General features: G+C 63.2%; 17 protein-coding genes. 12 read left to right on the top strand and 5 right to left on the bottom strand.

The features are described from left to right. Positions 1-79 precede the first annotated feature (79 nt). Complete coding sequence (locus BT179_RS15480; RefSeq protein WP_072431181.1) at positions 80-466, top strand: hypothetical protein; 387 nt, start codon at positions 80-82, stop codon at positions 464-466. Positions 467-505: 39 nt separating this feature from the next. Here BT179_RS15480 and BT179_RS15485 read toward each other — a convergent pair whose 3' ends face one another. After that, positions 506-730 carry a YgdI/YgdR family lipoprotein gene (locus BT179_RS15485; RefSeq protein WP_053151286.1) on the bottom strand — a complete coding sequence of 75 codons (225 nt, stop codon included), beginning with the start codon at positions 728-730 and terminating at the stop codon, positions 506-508. 213 nt (positions 731-943) lie between these two features. On the opposite strand from BT179_RS15485, the gene BT179_RS15490 reads away from it, so the two are divergent. From BT179_RS15490 to BT179_RS15500, 3 genes are read left to right on the top strand one after another with little or no spacing between them, the layout of a single operon-like run. Beyond that, complete coding sequence (locus BT179_RS15490; protein WP_072398464.1) at positions 944-2596, top strand: VRR-NUC domain-containing protein; 1653 nt, start codon at positions 944-946, stop codon at positions 2594-2596. Further along, complete coding sequence (locus tag BT179_RS15495) at positions 2593-4920, top strand: ATP-dependent DNA helicase (RefSeq protein ID WP_072431182.1); 2328 nt, start codon at positions 2593-2595, stop codon at positions 4918-4920. The genes BT179_RS15490 and BT179_RS15495 overlap by 4 nt, the downstream gene beginning before the upstream one ends. Positions 4921-4974: 54 nt before the next feature. Beyond that, on the top strand, positions 4975-6519 hold the full coding sequence (locus BT179_RS15500; protein WP_072398466.1) for a response regulator: 1545 nt from the start codon (positions 4975-4977) through the stop codon (positions 6517-6519). 24 nt (positions 6520-6543) lie between these two features. On the opposite strand, the gene BT179_RS15505 is transcribed toward BT179_RS15500, so the two are convergent. Continuing rightward, positions 6544-6774: a hypothetical protein gene (locus tag BT179_RS15505; protein WP_072398467.1), complete on the bottom strand. Its 231-nt coding sequence runs from the start codon at positions 6772-6774 to the stop codon at positions 6544-6546. Positions 6775-6918: 144 nt separating this feature from the next. Between BT179_RS15505 and BT179_RS15510 the strand changes: the two genes are divergently transcribed. Continuing rightward, a complete protein-coding gene (locus BT179_RS15510; protein ID WP_072398468.1) occupies positions 6919-7455 on the top strand; it encodes a hypothetical protein in 537 nt (178 codons plus the stop codon). Here the strand turns inward: BT179_RS15510 and BT179_RS15515 are convergent. Beyond that, on the bottom strand, positions 7427-8797 hold the full coding sequence (locus BT179_RS15515) for a cation:proton antiporter (protein WP_072398469.1): 1371 nt from the start codon (positions 8795-8797) through the stop codon (positions 7427-7429). The two genes, BT179_RS15510 and BT179_RS15515, sit on opposite strands and share 29 nt — an antisense overlap. A 249-nt stretch (positions 8798-9046) precedes the next feature. On the opposite strand from BT179_RS15515, the gene BT179_RS15520 reads away from it, so the two are divergent. From BT179_RS15520 to ligD, 4 genes are read left to right on the top strand one after another with little or no spacing between them, the layout of a single operon-like run. After that, complete coding sequence (locus tag BT179_RS15520; RefSeq protein WP_072431183.1) at positions 9047-10444, top strand: iron-containing redox enzyme family protein; 1398 nt, start codon at positions 9047-9049, stop codon at positions 10442-10444. Positions 10445-10453: 9 nt separating this feature from the next. Further along, the gene (locus BT179_RS15525; protein ID WP_072398471.1) at positions 10454-11455 is read left to right on the top strand and encodes a methyltransferase; all 1002 of its coding nucleotides are present in this window, start codon (positions 10454-10456) and stop codon (positions 11453-11455) included. Continuing rightward, a complete protein-coding gene (locus BT179_RS15530; protein ID WP_072431184.1) occupies positions 11427-12587 on the top strand; it encodes a carboxylate-amine ligase in 1161 nt (386 codons plus the stop codon). Before BT179_RS15525 ends, BT179_RS15530 begins: the two co-directional genes overlap by 29 nt. Beyond that, positions 12587-15226: a DNA ligase D gene (gene ligD, locus BT179_RS15535; protein WP_072431280.1), complete on the top strand. Its 2640-nt coding sequence runs from the start codon at positions 12587-12589 to the stop codon at positions 15224-15226. Before BT179_RS15530 ends, ligD begins: the two co-directional genes overlap by 1 nt. A gap of 3 nt (positions 15227-15229) precedes the next feature. Here ligD and BT179_RS15540 read toward each other — a convergent pair whose 3' ends face one another. Further along, positions 15230-15841, bottom strand: a complete 612-nt coding sequence (locus BT179_RS15540; protein WP_072398474.1) for a Yip1 family protein — start codon at positions 15839-15841, stop codon at positions 15230-15232. 168 nt (positions 15842-16009) lie between these two features. Here BT179_RS15540 and BT179_RS15545 point away from each other — a divergent pair, with 168 nt between their 5' ends. Genes BT179_RS15545 through BT179_RS15555 form a run of 3 tightly spaced genes read left to right on the top strand, consistent with a single transcriptional unit; the run spans position 16010 to position 17502 of the window. After that, positions 16010-16510: a CinA family protein gene (locus BT179_RS15545; RefSeq protein WP_072398475.1), complete on the top strand. Its 501-nt coding sequence runs from the start codon at positions 16010-16012 to the stop codon at positions 16508-16510. A gap of 16 nt (positions 16511-16526) precedes the next feature. After that, the gene (locus tag BT179_RS15550; RefSeq protein WP_072431185.1) at positions 16527-17045 is read left to right on the top strand and encodes a hypothetical protein; all 519 of its coding nucleotides are present in this window, start codon (positions 16527-16529) and stop codon (positions 17043-17045) included. Positions 17046-17052: 7 nt separating this feature from the next. Next, positions 17053-17502, top strand: a complete 450-nt coding sequence (locus tag BT179_RS15555) for a DUF421 domain-containing protein (RefSeq protein WP_053151126.1) — start codon at positions 17053-17055, stop codon at positions 17500-17502. Between the two features lie 40 nt (positions 17503-17542). Here BT179_RS15555 and BT179_RS15560 read toward each other — a convergent pair whose 3' ends face one another. Then, positions 17543-18400, bottom strand: a complete 858-nt coding sequence (locus tag BT179_RS15560) for an SDR family oxidoreductase (RefSeq protein WP_072431186.1) — start codon at positions 18398-18400, stop codon at positions 17543-17545. Between the last annotated feature and the right edge of the window lie 169 nt (positions 18401-18569).

Below are 18569 nucleotides of genomic sequence, written 5' to 3' on the forward strand. Positions count from 1 at the left end.
AGGAGGGAAACCGGGCCGTCAAGGCTTCGGCACCGCATGAGGTCATGTCCCCTCGTCACGTATGAGGAGAGGTACTGCAGTGAAGGGTAGACAAGGGTTGTTCATCGGTCTGATGGGGGCAATGGTTTCGGTTGGCGTGCTGGCGGATCTACCGGATCAGTCGATCCTGACCCGGTATGGCATCTCTGCCGACCAGTTGCCCATGGCCGAGGGCGACCACCGCGCAGATGCGCCTTCGCACCTGCCGCGTTTCGAGTTGCAGATGCCCAGGCCCTGGATCGGGGTGGACATCGAGGCGGCGAAGAGGCCGGGCATCACCGGAAACATCAGTATCGATCGTTCCAACCGGCAGGAATACGAGCATTGCCTGCGCATGCAGGAACAGTCCTTGCGAAGGACGGGGGCGACCATCAGTTGCGACGAGGGCGGCCTGGCCCTGGAAATGGATGTCGATCAGGTCCGCTGAGCGAGAGCGGCCCCCCGGGGGCAGAGGGCCTGTAGAGGATCAGTCTTCCTTGCGGATCGTCGCCACTTCGTCGGCGCGAACCCGGACTTTCTTGCCCGAGATGTCTTCGAATTCATAGAAGCCATCGGAGGTGCGGGTGTTGGGGGTGTCCTGGGTCAAATACTGGGTGCCGTTCTGCAGGGTCACCACGGTCGGCGTCGAGCAACCGGCCAGCGCCAGGAACGCGGCAGCGGCCAAAGGCAGGCCCAGAAATCTGATGTTCATATCCATAACCTCTCGATCAAAGGCGCGGTCAGGCTGATTCGACCGCGCCACTACTGTAGTCAACCGCCATTGGTCTCGCTTGTTGTAGGAAAGTTCATCGCTGGCCGCAGGATTTCACCTTTAAATATAGGAGACCGCTCATCTTTTGCAGTTGCCTGTGCCCTTCGTTGCTGATATCTGTACGCATAACCAGTATTTGTGACGCTTCTTTCCGTGACCGCCAACCCCCTCGACGATCCGTTCTACTATCTGAACAACTTCCAGCAGGTACTCGCCTGGTTGACGCAGCGTTATGCCGATGTGCTCAGCCCCGAGGAACAGCGCTTCATCGATGAGTTCGCAGCGGTCCCCCGAGCGTCCCAGGCCCTGCTGGTGCGAATGGTGATGCGCAAGGGCTTGCGCTTTCGGCACAGCAAGCTCAGTTATTGCGAAATCGGTGACATCGGCACCGCCGTCGAACCGTTGCTGGCCCTGGGTTGGGTCGTCGAACAGGTTCCCGTAAGCCTCGCCGAGTTGTTCGACGTACTGCTCAAACCGGAAATTCTCCTGTGCCTGGGGCACCTGATCGAGCGGCCCAAGGCGAAGAAGACCGAGTGGCTCCAGGCCCTGGGCGAGCAGTTCAACGAGCCGCAGCCGTTCCACGCCTGGTGTCCGCAACTTGAGGATCGGCTGTACAGCTTGACCATCATGGGCATCTGCGATCGTCTGCGGCTGATGTTCTTCGGCAACCTCTATCAGGACTGGTCGGAATTCGTACTGGCAGACCTGGGCATCTTTACCTATGAAACCGTGGCGTTCAGCGCCGAATCACGGGGCTTGCGCAGCCGTCGGGACGTGGATGCCTGCGTATTCCTGTACGAGTGCCAGCAACGCCTGGAAGCTGGTGAGGCCCCCCAGGACATCGTCGCCCAGGTCAATGCCCTGGAGCTGGGCAACCCGTGGCTGGAGCGCCGCCGGGGCAAGCTGTTGTTCCAGGTCGGCCAGTATGGCGAACGCATCGCCGACTTTGCCTTGGCCCTGGGCATCTACCGTGACTGCACCTACCCCGGGGCCCGTTTGCGGATGATCCGTGTGCTGGAGCGCATCGGCGAGTACGCCCTGGCCCTGGCATTGAGCGAAGAGGCTGCGGGGGCCCCCCAGGACGCCGCCGAGGCCCAGGCCCTGCTCAGGATCGTGCCCCGCCTGCGGCGCAAGCTCGGCGGCCCGCCGGTGCCGCGCATGCTGGCCCGGGAAGTGGAGCGCCTGGACTTGCAACTGCCGCGCATCGACCCGACCCTGTCGGTGGAATATCACGTCCAGGCCCACCTGCACGATGAAGCCGCTCCGGTGCATTACGTCGAGAACAGCCTGATCAACTCGCTGTTCGGGCTGCTGTGCTGGCCGGCGATATTCGCACCGTTGCCCGGGGCGTTTTTCCACCCGTTCCAGCGTGGTCCGGTAGACCTGCTCAACGAAGATTTCCACGCCCGTCGCGCCGACCTGTTCGCGGACTGCTTTGCCGAGCTGGACGACGGCCGCTATCGGCACACCATTATCCGGCGCTACGTGGAAAAGTGGGGCATCCAGTCGCCGTTCGTGTTCTGGGGCGCCTTGTCCGAAGAGCTGTTGAACCAGGCGCTGGACTGCCTGCCGGCCGAGCACCTCAAACACTGGTTCAACCGCCTGCTGCTGGATATCAAGGCCAACCGCGCCGGCATGCCGGACCTGATCCAGTTCTGGCCGCAGCACAAGACCTACCGGATGATCGAAGTCAAAGGCCCCGGCGATCGCCTGCAAGACAATCAGTTGCGCTGGCTGGAGTTCTGCCATGAGCATCGGATGCCGGTCGCCGTGTGCTACGTGCAATGGATGGAACAGGGCGCATGAGCCAGGAGCCGGTGTACAGCATCGCCGTGCGGGCACTCTGCGAGTTCACCGCCAAGACAGGCGACCTGGACCTGCGATTCACCCCGTCGCCCACGGCCCTGGAGGGTATCGTCGGTCATCGCACCGTGGCGTCGCGGCGCAGTGAGGGCTATCAGGCCGAAGTCAGCCTCGAAGGTAGCTACCGTGGGGTGAAGGTCAGGGGCCGGGCCGACGGTTATGACCCGCTGTGCAATTGCCTGGAGGAAGTGAAGACCTATCGGGGCGACCTGTCGCGGCAACCGGCCAATCATCGTCAGTTGCACTGGGCCCAGGCCAGGATCTACGGCTGGCTGATGTGCGACAGGTTGCAACTGCCGCGCATCGATGTGGCGCTGGTGTATTTCGATATCGTCAGCGAAAGGGAAACCCGCCTGGCGCAAAGCTTCGAGGCGACCCAGCTGCGGGAGTTCTTCGAGCAACAGTGCGCGCTGTTCCTCGCCTGGGCCGAGCAGGAGGTTGCCCATCGACAGGCCCGCAACGACGGTGCACTGGCCCTGGCCTTTCCCCACGCCGGCTTCAGGCCGGGACAGCGACACCTGGCCGAGTCGGTGTTCAAGGCCGTCAGCACCGGTCGATGCCTGATGGCCCAGGCGCCCACCGGCATTGGCAAGACCGTCGGTACCCTGTTTCCGATGCTCAAGGCCCTGGCGCCGCAGAAACTGGACAAGGTGTTCTTTCTCACGGCGAAGACCCCGGGTCGCAAACTGGCCCTGGATGCGGCACGGGTGCTGACCCGCAGCGCGCCGTCGATGCCGTTGCGGGTATTGGAGATGATCGCCCGGGACAAGGCTTGCGAGCATCCGGACAAAGCCTGCCACGGCGAGTCCTGCCCGCTGGCCCGTGGGTTCTATGATCGCCTGCCGGCTGCCCGCCAGGCCGCGAGCCAGGTCACGCTGCTGGATCAGGCCGCGTTGCGGGAGATCGCACTGGCCCACCAGGTGTGCCCGTACTACCTCAGCCAGGAAATGGCCCGTTGGGCCGATGTGGTGGTGGCCGACTATAACTATTACTTCGATTTCAGCGCCTTGCTGTTCGGCCTGGCCCAGGCCAATGGCTGGACCGTCGCGACCCTGGTGGACGAAGCCCATAACCTGGTGGAGCGGGGCCGGCAGATGTACAGCGCGACCCTCGACCAGTCGACCCTGGCCGCCGTGCGCAAGAGCGCTCCCGAACCGCTGAAGAAAGCCTTGCAGCGGGTCCACCGGCAATGGAACGCCCTGCACGCGCCACAACTGGCGATCTACCAGGCCTACGACAAACCGCCGGACAAGCTCCTGCAGGCCTTGATTCAATGCACGACGGCCATCGGTGATTATCTCAACGACCATCCCCAGGGCCTGGACAGCGCATTGCAGGCGTTCTACTTCGATGCCTTGCAGTTCGCCCGGGTGGCGGAGTCGTTCGATGAGCACTTTCTGTTCGATATAGACAAGCGCGAGCCGCACAGCCAGCGCAGCCGGTCCATCCTGTGCCTGCGCAACGTGGTGCCGGCCGGTTTCCTGCGGCCACGGTTCACGGCCGCCCGGGCCAGCGTGCTGTTTTCCGCGACCCTGAGCCCCCGGCATTATTATGCCGACCTGCTGGGCACGCCGGCGGACACGGTCTGGATCGATGTGGAGTCGCCATTCCAGGCCGAACAGCTGGACGTCCAGGTGGTCAGCCGGATTTCCACTCGGTTTGCCCACCGCCAGGCATCCCTGGAACCGATCGTGGCGTTGATGGCCCGCCAGTTCAGCGCGCGTCCCGGCAATTACCTCGCATTCTTCAGCAGTTTCGACTATTTGCAGCAGGTGGCCGGGCTGTTTGCCGAGCGTCACCCGAACATCGCCACCTGGACGCAATCGCGGGGCATGGGAGAAGCCCCCCGCCAAGCCTTCCTCGAACGCTTCGAGGAACATGGCCGGGGCATCGGTTTCGCGGTATTGGGTGGGGCGTTCGGGGAAGGTGTCGACTTGCCGGGCTCCCGCCTGATCGGCGCGTTCATCGCGACCCTGGGCCTGGCGCAATTCAACCCGGTCAACGAGCAGATCAAGCAGCGCATGGCCGCGATCTTCGGCGACGGTTATGACTACACCTACCTGTATCCGGGGTTGCAGAAAGTCGTCCAGGCCGCGGGAAGGGTCATTCGTACCCAGCAGGACCGTGGCGTGGTCATGCTGATCGACGACCGTTTCGGCGAGGCCAGGGTGCGGCACTTGTTGCCGCGCTGGTGGTCAGTGACGGAGGAACACCCCCAGATGGCCCACCCGAATGTTCCGTCGGGCTTGCCTGGTGCTTTTTCCTGAGAGCAGACTTGCCCCATACTTCGCAAAATCGCCTCCACGGATGCCTTGGCCAACATGCCCGATAACGACAACAAGCCCATCCTCATCAACGAAGAACAGCGTTTTCGCCTGCTCATCGATGCCGTGGTCGACTACGCCATCTACATGACCGATCCCACGGGCATCATCATCAGCTGGAACTCCGGTGCCCGACGCTTCAAGGGCTACGAGGAAGCGGAAATCATCGGCCAGCACTTTTCCCGTTTCTACACCGAAAAGGACCGTGCCGCCGGGCTGCCGCAACGGGCCCTCAGTACGGCGGCCCGGGAGGGGCGCTTCGAAGGCGAAGGCTGGCGGGTGCGCAAGGACGGCACGCAATTCATGGCCCATGTGGTCATCGATGCGATCCGCAGCGATACCGGCGTATTGCTGGGCTTTGCCAAGATCACCCGTGACATCACGGATGTCACCCAGGCGCAGTTGGCCCTGGAGCAAGCCCGCGAAGCGCTGTTCCAGTCCCAGAAGCTGCAAGCCATCGGTCAACTCACGGGTGGTATCGCCCATGATTTCAATAACCTGCTGACGGTGATCCTCGGCAACCTGGAGATCGTTCGCAAGCGCATGCCTGGCGACCCCAAGCTTGCCCAACTGCTGGACAACGCAACCCAGGGCGCGTTGCGCGGCGTTTCCCTGACCCAGCGGATGCTGGCGTTTGCCCGTCGGCAGAAACTGACGTCCGAATCGGTCCAGTTGCCGGCCCTGGTGCAGGGCATCAGTGGTTTGCTGCAAAGCTCCCTGGGCCCGTCGTTCCACATCCAGACTTCCTTTGCCCCTGACCTTTCCCCCGTACTGGCGGACGTCAACCAACTGGAACTGGCGATCCTCAACCTGGCGACCAACGCCCGTGATGCCATGCCCAACGGGGGGCGTATCCTGATCGCGGCCGATGAGCGACGGGATACCCCGGCCTCGCCACAGGCCGCCATGAAGCCCGGGCGCTATGTATGCCTGTCGATCATCGACGAGGGCGAGGGCATGGATGAAGCGACCCTGGCCTCGGCCGTCGAACCGTTTTTCACCACCAAGGGAGTGGGCAAGGGCACCGGCCTGGGGTTGTCCATGGTCCATGGCCTGGCGGAACAGCTGGGCGGCCGCCTGCTGCTGCTCAGCGAGAAGGGCGTGGGCACCACCGCTGAACTGTGGCTGCCGGTGGCGCAAGCCCAGGTATCGGAGAAGGCCCAGGTGCAGGACTCGGCTTCACTGATGACCCAGGAGTTGCTGGTGCTGGTGGTGGACGATGACAGCCTGGTGCTGACCAGTACCCGGCTGCTGATCGAAGACCTGGGACACCGGGTCCTTTGCGCGTCCTCCGGGGCCCAGGCCCTGGAGCTGTACGAATCCAACCAGGACATCGACCTGGTGATCACCGACATGGCCATGCCGCAGATGGACGGCGCGCAGTTGGCCAAACTGCTTCGTGACCGGCAGCCCACCTTGCCCATCGTCCTGGCCACCGGTTATGCCGAACGCCTGGAAGGCTTCGCCACGCAATTGCCGCGTCTGACCAAGCCGTTCAAGCAGATCGACCTGGTGAAGGCCATCGGGCAGACGATGAAATGAGCGCAGGGCCCCCGGTTCGCAGCGCTATGTGGTGTTCTTCCTGAACCCCCGCAGGTTCATGGCGCACAGGCAGAACTGCAACACGATAAGTGCATAGGCATTCGTATGCAGGCCCCAGATCACCCATAGGATGTTGCTCGCGATGAAACAACTGAACCCAGCCACCCGCCGGCGCGGCTGGCGCGAGCCGATCAGCCAGGCCGCCAGTACCGTCACCACCATCGCGGGCCATTGCACCCATCCAACATAATCCACCGTTTGCTCCTCGTGCTTTCGATGATCTACAGACCGCAGGCAGCGCCCCGACGTTTCGTTGGACCGGCGGTCCATCGACTTGAACTTGCCCGATGGCGCGTTCCTCCAACGAAGCTCAATCATCATCGAGGAATGACCTGCGCAATGCCCCGCATCCTGACCAGCCAGACCCAGGAAGAAGAACTGACGGAACACAACGCCAAGCTGTTCGGCTCTCCCAAGGAGCGGCTGGATTTCTATCGACGGGAGATCCAGTACGAAACCAGCATCCTGGCCAATCGAACCGATGCCTACCTGGCCGCCCAGTCCTTTCTGGTGATCGCCTTCGCCTCATGCATGGCCAACCTGAACCCGGAGTGGGGCAAGTTGTTCACCCTGGTGGTGCCACCGTTCCTGGCGCTACTGGGGTTCTTGAGCTCCCTCAATGCCTGGCCGGGCATACGCGCGGCCTACGAGATCATCGACCACTGGCATTTCAAGCAGAGCGAGCTGCTGCGCGCCGAACCGATGATGGGGCTGGTCTATGACGAGTCGCCGTTGTTCAGCGAGCGGGAATCGACCCACAAGGGCTATCGCAAGTCGCTGCTGTTTTCCCTGCGCACGCCCTGGATCTTCGCTACGTTCTGGGTACTGCTGGGAGGCTATTCGATCTTTATCCAGGTGACCGATCCGGGGGGCTAGGCCGACGGTCCGGTTGCTTGCGACTCTCATACCAGGTCAGCGTTGGCTGGGTGCTCAGGCCATGGACCAGGATACTCAGGGCGACCACCGACAAGGTCAGGTTGGTGCACAGTTGCGCCACGTCGGGTGGCAGCACATGGTTCAGGGCGAAGAACAGATAGAACAGGCTGCCGATGCCGCGTATGCCGAACCAGCCGATCAGCAGGCGTTGGGGCCGGTCCAGCAGGCGGCCCCAGGGCATTGCCAACACACTCAGTGGGCGGATGAGCAGAAACAGCAGTGCTCCGATGGCCAGGGCGCGCCAGTCCCAATGGCTGGCCAGCACGACCCCCAACAGGGTGACGAGGAACACCTCCATGGCGCGTTCCACCAGGCTGCCGAAGGCCAGCATGTCCCCCATCATGACGCCAGCGGCCACCTGTCCTTCATCCAGCGATTGTGTGTCGCCCACCAGCGCCTCGGGCGGCGCGACGGTCTCATGGCCCACCACCGGTTGTACCAGGTGCTCGGCGGGCGGCGCGTCCTTGTCGGTGGAGGCGACCTCGGCCTGACGCAGGCCCAGCCCGGCGGCGAACACCGAGAGAAAGCCATAGCCCTGGATCGACTCGGCGGCGACATAGGCCAGGGCGATCAGCGCCAGGGCCAGGTAATCGTTGGGGGAGAGGGTGCTATCGGCATTCCTGATGCGCATCGACAAGGTGAGCTTGCCGATCCCGCGTCCCATCCAATAGCCCACCAGCAAGCCGGCCGGAACAGCCCACAAGACATTGCGCAAAGTCCACTCCAGGAGGAAACCGCTGCCGTCCTCGCGCAGCATCAGCAAACCCAGGATCACGAACGGAAATGCGGTACCGTCGTTCAACCCCGCCTCGCCGGACAGGCCAAAGCGCACCCGGTCGTCGTCGCGGGCATCGTTGACCTGGACCAGCGCCGCCAGCACCGGATCGGTCGGGGCCAGCATCGCGCCGATCAGCAGCGACACGCCCCAGCCGAGACCGAACAGGTAGTGCAGCGCCAGGCAAAGGCCGGCGATGGTCAGGATCATCACCGGGCCGGCCAGGCCATAGGCCACGCGCCAGGTGTGGTCCTTGAATGGCAAGCGCAACTTGAGACCGCTGACGAACAACGAAAACACCACGGCGATTTCGGTGAGGTGTTCCATCCAGGCAGACGAGTCGGCGAGGTCCAGCCTCAGCAGATCCAGCCCCATCGGGCCGATGGCGGCGCCCAGTACCAGGCACACCGCCGAGGTGGTGACCGGCATCCAGCGCAGGTAGGAGGAGGTCAGGGCCAGGGTCAGCAGAACGGCACCGAGCACAGCGACCCAAGCGGTGAAAATCATTGTCGCTCCTTGGAGGGGGGCCGTGGTCATGCCAGCCATGGTTACCGGGTGCCCCATCGAATCGAGGCGCTAGAGCCCTTGGGCAAAGCGGTTCAAGGCGGCCTGTCATTCATTCGAGGCGTGGGGGGGCGATACGGTTCCGTTTATCCGGCGGCCGTTCAACCGGAGGGAATTTTTCGTCGTGCCAAGCGCTCTGCAATGAAAGAGACGTGCTGGTTCAGCGTCCTGCCGACCATACATGAGGCCCTTATGACTGCGCTGACATCCCTCCACCGGCCTGCCACCGGACACCCGCTTGCAGATGCACCGTTCCCCCAGGCCGGGAGCGTACGCCAATGCTACGAACGGTTGCTCCAAGACCCCGACGACGGCGACAAGCAAGCCGCCGCCCAGGCCTTCCTCCAGCCATGCCTGGAAAAAGCCGCGGCGTTGCCTCAGCAAATGCCCGACGACCCTACAGCCTTGCATGCCTGGGTCGAACAGCACAGCGCTGGCGTGGCCCGGCAATATGCCGATTACCTGGAACGTCGCAAAGGCGGCGGTGCGCGGGAGTTCTTCGGCAGCAAGGCCCATGCCTTGTACTTTCTGCAGGCTGTCGCGCCCACCAAGCTGGTGGACGGCGCCTGGCTCTACGCAGTGCTCAAGCATTGGCATGACCACCGCTTCGAAGGGCTGTTGTGTACCTACCTGGAAGAACTGGGAGATGGCAACCCGGCGCAGAACCACGTGGTGATCTATCGCAAGCTGCTGGCCGAACACGGGCTGGCGGATGCCCCGCAGATCGACGATGAACTCTACCTGCAGGGTGCGGTGCAACTGGCCTTGGGTCATGCCGGCGACGATTACCTGCCGGAAGTCATCGGCTACAACCTGGGTTACGAACAACTGCCCCTGCACCTGCTGATCAGCGCCTACGAGCTGAGCGAGCTGGAGATCGACCCGTATTATTTCACCCTGCACGTCACCATCGACAACGCCAGCACCGGCCACGCCTACAAGGCCGTGCAAGCGCTGCTGCAATTGATGCCGATGGAAGCCGACCGCGAGGCTTTCTGGCGACGGGTCACCCTGGGCTATCGCCTCAACGACCTGGGACAGGGCAGCCGGGCGATCATCGAGTCGTTCGACCTGGAGCGTGAAGTGCTGGACATGCTGGAACGCAAGCGCCCGTTCGGCCAGCACATGCATTCCGATTACTGCAAGTTCGAAGGCCAGACCGTCAACCAATGGCTCTCCAGGCCCGGGCAACTGCAAGGGTTCCTCCAGGCACTGCAGAACAAGGGCTGGATCAAGCGCCACGAAGACCCACGCAACAGCCGCTTCTGGACCCTGATCGAAGGGGCCGGCGCGGCCATGTTCGGGGTCTTCAGCCCCTACGAAAAACAGTTGCTGCACGATTGGATCGCCGGCGACTGGCAGCCCGAGGGCGGCCGCAGTACTCCACGCCGCAACCAGGGGGCTGCCTGCGAGCCGCCGATGCCGGTGGAAGATCCCGATGTCCAGAACCTGCAACAGGCCCTGCGGGGCAAGGCCGCCGATGAGCAGATGCAGATCCTGATGCCCTGGCTATCGGCCCATCGCCACAGTCATCCGGCGGGTCTGCTGGCCACCCGACGGTTCATCGAACTCAAATCCGTACTTCGCTAGGAGCCCTGCATGAATCAGGAAGAACGCCTGTCCGAGCCCGACCTGGCGCTACTGCAGCTTGGCCGCCGCCTGCAAGCGGACGGCTATCGTTTCATCACGCCGACGCCGTTGACCCACGAGCGGGTCAACCAGCGGCCCGGCAACGAACGCTCCAGGACGCTGCGGGATGTGTTCGGCTGGTCGCGGCCGTTTGCGCCGGGGCTGATTTCCGCCGACGAGCAGCGCCAGTTGCAGGATGCGCAGGTGCTGGAAGCGCGCGACGGTCTGCTGTACAGCCGGGTTCGCTGGTCGAGCCTGGACGGGATGCTTTTCGCCCACTCCCGGTTTCCGACCCAGGCCAACGATGCGGTGTTCTTCGGGCCAGACAGCTATCGTTTCGCCCAGTTGATCCATGCGCACCTGCAACAGAACTTCACTGCGGTGCATCGGGCGGTGGACATCGGCTGCGGCGCCGGGGTCGGCGCGATCGTGATCGCTCGGGCCCGGCGCGAGGCGCAGGTGTTGGCGCTGGACATCAATCCATTGGCCCTGCGCCTGAGCGCGGTCAATGCGGCACTGGCGGAGGTGGGTAATATCGAGATCGCCCACAGCGATCTGCTCAAGGACGTGGAGGGCGACTTCGACCTGATCGTCGCCAACCCGCCCTACATGGCCGATCCGGACGAGCGTGCCTATCGCCATGGTGGCGGGGCTCTGGGCGCCGGCCTGTCGCTGCGCATCGTCGAACAGGCCTTGCCGCGCCTGCGCCCCGGCGGTTCGCTGGTGCTCTATACCGGTGTGGCGATGGTCGACGGTCGCGATCCGTTCCTGGAGGCTCTGGGTGCGTGGCGCGACTCGGCGCAATTTGGCTGGACCTACAAGGAATTGGACCCGGATGTCTTTGGCGAGGAATTGCTGACACCGGGGTATCAGGACGTGGAAAGGATCGCCGTGGTGGCGTTGGTTGTAACCCGCATTGGCGCGGGAACCGGAGGGATCATCGATGAACAGGCGTCTGAAGTTCGGCATTGAAGAAGAATATTTCCTCACCGACCTGCAAACCCGCAGCATGCCCGGGCAACCGTCGGCGGCCGCCGTCGCGGCTTGCCGGACCGAGTTGGGCAAGCATTTCGCCCATGAGATGTTCCAGAGCCAGATCGAGATGGCGTCGCCCATCTTTCGCAGCCTGCCCGAGGCCGCCGATTTCCTGGCCCAGGTACGCGCCGGGTTGACCCAGCGCCTGGCGCCTTATGGGCTGGGGCTGCTCAGCGCCGGTTCGCACCCCATGGCGACCCAGGAGCTGCAGCCCACCGATGAACTGCATTTCCAGCAATTGTTCGACGACTACCAGCGGGTGGCGCGGCGCAGCGTGCTGTCGGGCTTGCATGTGCACGTGGAGGTGCCGGCCGATCGGGACCGGGTCAAGGTGATGAACGAGGTCCTGCCCTGGCTGCCGATGTTCCTGGCCTTGAGCGCATCGTCACCGTTCTGGAATGGGGCCTACAGTGGCTTCAGCAGCTATCGTCAGGTCGCCTGCGATGAGTGGCCACGGATGGGGGTGCCGGAATATTTCGAGAACGAATCGGCTTTCGCCAGCTACGTCGACCTGCTCATGCGCACCGGCTCGATTCGTCAGGCCAGCGATTGCTGGTGGGTGATACGGCCTTCGTCCCGCTATCCGACCCTGGAGCTGCGGATCTGCGACGCCTGTCCCCGGGTCGAGGATGTGCTCTGCCTGGTCTCGCTGTTTCGCCTGATGGTGGCCCATGCCGCCGCCCAACCCAAGCCAGGTGCCCGGTACAGCCAGATGTCCCAATGGATCCTCAAGGAAAACCGCTTGCGGGCCAAGCGCCACGGCATCCTGGCGGAGTTCATCATCGAAGGCCAGGAGCAACCGGTGCTCATCGGTGAATGGTTGACCATGGCCGAACAGACCTTCGGCGACACCGCCGCTGCACTCGGGGTCCAGGACGTATTCAAGCAGGCTCGACGCATCGTCCAGGAAGGCACCAGCTCCGACCGGCAGGTGGTGCTCTACGAACAGGGGCTGTTGCTGGGGGACTCCATCGAGCAGGCCTTGGGCCGGGTTGTCGATCAACTGCTCTCGGAAACCGCCGGGCTGCCTGTTGCCAGCCCGCAATTGCCCCAGGCCGCAGGTGCATGATGGCCAGCAAGACCCTCGACGACTACAACCGCATGCGCGATTTCGCCGCCACCCCGGAGCCGGCGGCGAAGCGCTCGCGTCGAGCGAAGAAGGCGGCCCACGCCCTGCAGTTCTGTATCCAGAAGCACGACGCCACGCGCCTGCATTACGACTTCCGGCTTGAACTGGACGGTGCGCTCAAGAGCTGGGCGGTGCCCAAGGGCCCGTCCCTGGACCCCAAGGCCAAGCGCCTGGCGGTGCATGTCGAAGACCACCCGCTGGACTATGCGACGTTCGAGGGCAGCATTCCGGAAGGGCACTACGGTGCTGGCGATGTCATTGTCTGGGATCGGGGCGTATGGATTCCCCAGGGCGATCCCCACGAGGCCTACGAAAAGGGCCGACTCAAGTTCGAGTTGCAAGGCGAGAAGCTCGCCGGCCTGTGGAACCTGGTGCGCACTCACATGCCCGGCAAGCAGGAGCAGTGGTTCTTGATCAAGCATCAGGACGAAGCGGCCCGCCCGCAAAGCGAATACGACGTGGTGCAGGCCGAGCCCGACAGCGTGCTCAGCGACCGTACCATCATACCCAAGCGCCGTGGCAAGGCCGCCGCTGCCAAGGCCGTGAAACAGCCGGAAAAAGCCTCCCCGCCAAAGTCGTCGAAAAAAGCTTCCGGTACCACTCTCAGTGGCGCGGTTCCGGGGCCGATCCCGGAGACTCTCAAGCCGGAACTGGCGACGTTGGTGCAAAGCGCTCCCGACGGCGAATGGCTCTACGAGATCAAGTTCGACGGCTACCGGGTCATGGCCCGTATCGAAGACGGCGACGTTCGCCTGATCACCCGCAACGGCCATGACTGGACCCATAAATTGCCACGCCAGGCCGAGGCCCTGGCCGGGCTGGGGCTGGAGTCGGCCTGGCTCGATGGGGAAATGGTGGTGGCCAACGAGGATGGAGTACCGGACTTCCAGGCCCTGCAGAACGCCTTCGATGCGGGCAGCAGCGGCAAGATCGCCTATTACCTGTTCGACCTGCCTTATCTCAATGGCATGGACCTGCGCAAAGTGCCGGTGCAGGAGCGGCGCGCGGCGCTGGCGGCGGTGCTCGAACGCAATCGAGACCCGCTGCTGCACTTTTCCGATGCCTTCGAGGAAACGCCCGAAGCCCTGCTCAACAGCGCCTGCCAGATGCGCATGGAAGGGTTGATCGGCAAGCGAATGGGCAGCGCCTACGTGTCCCGGCGCAGCAACGACTGGATCAAGCTCAAGTGCAAGAATCGCCAGGAGTTCGTAGTGGTGGGCTTCAGCGAGCCCAAGGGTGCACGCAGTGCCTTCGGTGCGCTGCTGCTGGGGCTGCATGACGCCGACAGCGGTGAGTTGCGCTACGCCGGCAAAGTGGGCACGGGCTTTAACGAAACCACCCTCAAGAGCATCTACCAGCAGCTGTTGCCCCTTGAGACGAAAAAAGCCGCGGTGGTGAATCCGCCCACCGGCTACGAGGCCAAGGGCGTGCATTGGCTCGAACCCAGCTTGCTGGCCGAAGTGGCGTTCGCCGAAATGACTAAGGAAGGTTCGGTGCGACACGCGGTGTTCCATGGTTTGCGCAACGACAAACCGGCCAAGGACATCACCCCGGAGAAGGCCAGACCGGTGAAGAAATCAGCCGACACGAAGAAGGCCAAGGCTGCCGAGGCCCAGAGCGCTCCCGCTCGTGCGCCAGACAAACCCAAGGCGAAAGGCAAGGCCAAGGCGTCGGCAGCCCAGGGCATGGAGGGCAAGGTCCGCATCACCCACCCGGACCGGATCATCGATGCCACCAGCGGCACCACCAAGCTACAGTTGGCCGAGTATTACGCCAGCGTCGCCGAATTCATCCTGCCGGAATTGGCCGAGCGTCCCGTGGCACTGGTGCGGGCGCCGGATGGCATCGCCGGCGAACTGTTTTTCCAGAAAAACGCCGAGCGCCTGGCCATTCCGGGCATCACGAGCCTGGACAAATCAGTCACCGGACACCCGGTGATGATCATCAACAACCCCGAGGCGTTGATCGGCGCGGTGCAGATGAGCACGGTGGAACTGCACACCTGGAACGCAACGACGGTGGACCTGGACAAGCCTGATCGCTTCGTCCTGGACCTTGACCCGGATCCGGCGCTGCCCTGGAAAAGCATGGTGGAGGCCACGCAGCTGACCCTGTCGGTGCTCGATGAGCTGGGCCTGAAGGCGTTTCTCAAGACCAGCGGCGGCAAAGGCATCCATGTGGTGGTGCCATTGACGCGCAAAGCGGGTTGGGACGAGGTGAAGGGCTTCAGCCACGCCATCGTCAGCCACATGGCGAAGTTGCTGCCGGACCGTTTCTCCGCGGTGTCCGGGCCGAAGAACCGGGTAGGGCGGATCTTCATCGATTACCTGCGCAACGGCCTGGGTGCCACCACCATCTGTGCCTACGCCGCCCGCACCCGGGAAGGGTTGCCGGTGTCCGTACCGATCTATCGCGAAGAAGTGGCCGAGCTCAAGGGGGCAAACCTGTGGAACATCCACAACGTTCACGAACGCCTCGCCGAGGTGGGTCATGAACCCTGGGCCGAACTCAGGAAAACCCGCCAGAGCATCACCGCCGACATGCGTCGGCGGATCGGCATGAAGAAGGCGGGCAAATGATCCTCAGCCCGCCGGGAAGCGCAGGTACTCAGGCTGCAGCACGTTGAACCAGAACAGGATCATTTCCACCAGGATGGTCACCAGGACCAGCAGCCCCACGCCCCATACACTGGCCGAATACAGCAAGCCTTGCTCCTTCTTCAGGTTCATGAACCTGGGCAGGCCAACGAACAAGAGGAAGGTCGCGTAGGCCGACGCCGCCAACAGTACAATGGCCGCCAGCCAACGGTTGGGGTAGAGGCCCATCAAACCGGCGAGAAAATAGGGCGTGGCGGTATAGGCCGCAAACCCGATGCACTGGTTGAGCGTGGGACGGGCCTCGAAAGTACGCGACATCCAGCGGATGAACGCGCCCATGAGCACCACGCCCGCCACGATGGTCAGGTACAGCAGCACGCACAGCTGCAAGGCGCTGGCACTGTTGAGGCGTACGGTTTCGTTCTCGGCCAGGCTCCAGCCGGTCCAGGTGGTGCCGATGAACAGGCACACCGTAGGGATCAGGGCCAACAGCAGCAGGTGGCCGAGGTAATGGCTCGGATGAGCCTGTTCCTGTTCGCGGATGTCTTTCCAGGCGAACTCGGGATGGGTGAACAGCTTGACGAGGGGTGCTGACATGACGACCTCCTATCGAGACAGCCTCTGCGTGAGGCCCATGTGGTTTTGAGGTGCGGGATTTCCCTGGGGTTTCATTTATTTGCTGCTCACAGGCGGCGATGCGATCAAAGGGAATGAATGACGGCGACGGCGGTCAACCCATCAGATCTCCTGAAGGACCCATGTGCCATGACTGTCGCTCATTCACTGGTTGCTTATCTGCGCGACCACAACCTGCGCCTGACCACTGCCGAATCCTGTACCGCCGGCCAGATCGTCACGCTGCTGGCCGAGGTGCCGGGCAGCGGTTCGTTGATCGAAAGCGGCTATGTGGTCTATTCCCCCGAGGCGAAACAACGGCTGCTGGGGGTCAACCCCCGCACCATCGATACCTTCAACCTCACCAGTCGCGAAGTAGCCGAGGAAATGGCTTTGGGCGCCTTGCATGACGCCAATGCCAATGTTTCGGTCGCCACCACAGGCATCCTCGGCCCCGACGACATGGACGGGATTCCCGCCGGCACCGTATGTTTTGCCTGGGCCTTCGATATCCAGGGCCAACGGGCGCTGTTCAGTCGCCAGGAGCGTTTTTTCGGTACGCGCAGCCAGGTCCAGCTATGGGCTGCCGAGCATGCGCTCCTGCAGTTGCGACACTTCCACCAGCGCGCCTTGGCGGGAGAGCGCAGGTAGCAGGCAGGAGGCATGCATGAACGAAAACACCGAGCCCGACGATTTCCACAATCGGGTATTTCCGGTACGCGAAGACATGGCCTACCAGCTCAAGGTCTGGCGCTTCGAGCGCGTGGGTTGGTACGTGCTGGTGCTATTGGTGATCCTGACGCTGGCGGGGCTGTTTTCCCGGGGCCCCCTGAGTAGCCGTGAGGCACAGAGCAGCGATGGCCGGCTGAGGGTCAGCTACGAGTTGTTTCATCGCAACGGCTCCACCCATCCCATGGTCCTGCAGCTCAAGGGCCAGCCGGATGCCTTGCTGGAGGTGGAGCTGGGCGGTGACTGGATGGATGGGTTCGACGTGCAGACGCTACAGCCCCAGCCTGTGCGTTCGGCAAGCGCGGGGCCGGGTATGAAACTCTGGGTCCGGGCCGATGCCCGGGGCGAGGCGAGTCTTCACCTGTCCTTGCTCAGCGAGGGACTGGGTACGTACCACAGTCGCATCGCCATGCCCGGTGGCGTGGCGGTGAGTTTCGATCAATTCATTTTTCCGTAGGTGACGTATGGATTCGGTGCTGCGGGCCGCTGTGATGTACCTGGCATTGATGGTGCTGTTCAAGATCGCCGGCCGTCGTTCCCTGGCGGACATCACCACTTTCGACTTCGTGCTGCTGATGATCATTGGCGAGGCGACCCAGCAGGCCCTGCTGGGGGATGACTTCTCGTTGACCAATGCGCTGATGGTGATCGTGACGCTGATCGCCATCGACGTGGGGCTGTCGCTGCTCAAGCAGCGTTCCAGTTGGGTGTCACGGCTGATCGATGGCGGGCCGACCGTGATCGTCGAGGATGGCCGGCTCCTGCGGGGGCGCATGCGGCATGCGCGGCTGATAGAGGAAGACATCATGGAAGCGGCGCGTTCGAGCCAGGGCATCGAGACCCTGGCGCAGATCAAGTTCGCGATCATCGAGCGCAACGGGAAAATATCGGTGATCCCCAAGGAGTCGTCCTGACGGGCGAGGGATAAGCTTCCTCGCCCGTACCTCCGCAGGTTCAGAGCATCGGTTTGCCGCCGGTAATGCCATAGCGGGACCCGGAAATATAGCTGGACTCATCCGATGCCAGCAGCACATAGATCGGCGCCACTTCCACCGGCTGGCCCGGACGGCCCAGGGGTGTCTGGGAGCCGAAATTCTGCACCTCTTGCTCGGGCATGGTCGCCACGATCAGCGGCGTCCAGATCGGCCCTGGCGCCACGCTGTTCACACGGATGCCCTTGGGGCCGAGCATCTGTGCCAGGCCACCGGTGAAGTTGGCGATGGCGCCCTTGGTCGTGGCGTAGGCCAGCAAGGTCGGCTTGGGCATGTCGGAGTTGACCGAACTGGTATTGATGATCGAGCCACCGGCCTTCATGTGCGGCACGGCTGCCTGGCAGATCCTGAACATCGCGGTGATGTTGATATCGAAGGTGCGAACCCATTCTTCATCTGGAATGTCTTCCAGGTTCTCGTGGGTCATCTGGAAGGCGGCGTTGTTGACCAGGATGTCGATATGCCCGAAGCGGGCCACGGTCTCGTCAACCGTCTTGCGACATTGCGCCTTGTCCGCGAGGTCCCCTGGCAGCAACAGGCATTGGCGGCCGGTCTGTTCGACCCAGCGGGCGGTCTCCCTGGCGTCTTCGTGCTCGTCCAGGTAGGCGATGGCCACGTCCGCGCCTTCCCGGGCAAAGGCAATCGCCACGGCGCGACCGATGCCGCTGTCGGCTCCGGTGATCAGGGCAACCTTGTTGGCCAGGCGCCCGGAGCCGGTGTAGCTCTGTTCGCCGCAGTCCGGGTACGGATCCATCTTGCGCTGTGTACCGGGTACCGGTTGGCTCTGTTTCGGAAAAGGTGGGAAAGGGTAGTCGGCCATTGTCGTTCTCCAAGGCAGGTTGAAGTTGCGTTGCAGGGTGGACTGCCTGCCTTCGGCCAGAGTTCGGTCGGATCATCGCGTCGGTCGATGAGCGTGGCGCGGGACGTTTCGGCGACCGCTCATCAACGACAATGAACGCCTTGGAACAGGCGTCATCCAACGGCCATGC

The sequence above is a fragment of the Pseudomonas sp. NFACC43 genome, assembly GCF_900119645.1.
Classification (GTDB): Bacteria; Pseudomonadota; Gammaproteobacteria; order Pseudomonadales; family Pseudomonadaceae; genus Aquipseudomonas.